The 246-nt window shown below is 42.3% G+C and carries 1 protein-coding gene; it reads left to right on the forward strand.

Going from position 1 to position 246, the window contains the following annotated elements; genetic code table 11:
• Window positions 1-9 precede the first annotated feature (9 nt).
• On the forward strand, window positions 10-156 hold the full coding sequence (locus FQ668_RS29225; protein WP_369333853.1) for a PA3496 family putative envelope integrity protein: 147 nt from the start codon (window positions 10-12) through the stop codon (window positions 154-156).
• The last annotated feature ends 90 nt before the right edge of the window (window positions 157-246 follow it).

Below are 246 nucleotides of genomic sequence, written 5' to 3' on the forward strand. Positions count from 1 at the left end.
CTCTCTGACATAGACGTTACCACTGAGTTTATTGATTCTAAGGAGAACATTCACTTCAAAAAGGAGAGTTCGCCCTCTCCTTGCTCTGTTATAACCAGACGGCGAATTGAAGCCATTCTAGAAGAGCAAGCATTGAGAAAACAATGGGAGCTTTAGCGAATGTTACGCCTTTTTTTAACGACTTTGCTGATGATTATCAGCACACAAAACTATGCGGGAATCCATCCTGGTCCTAGACAGTTAGAG

Origin of the sequence: Pseudomonas sp. Kh14 (genome assembly GCF_900291005.1) — a bacterium.
Classification (GTDB): Bacteria; Pseudomonadota; Gammaproteobacteria; order Pseudomonadales; family Pseudomonadaceae; genus Aquipseudomonas; species Aquipseudomonas alloputida.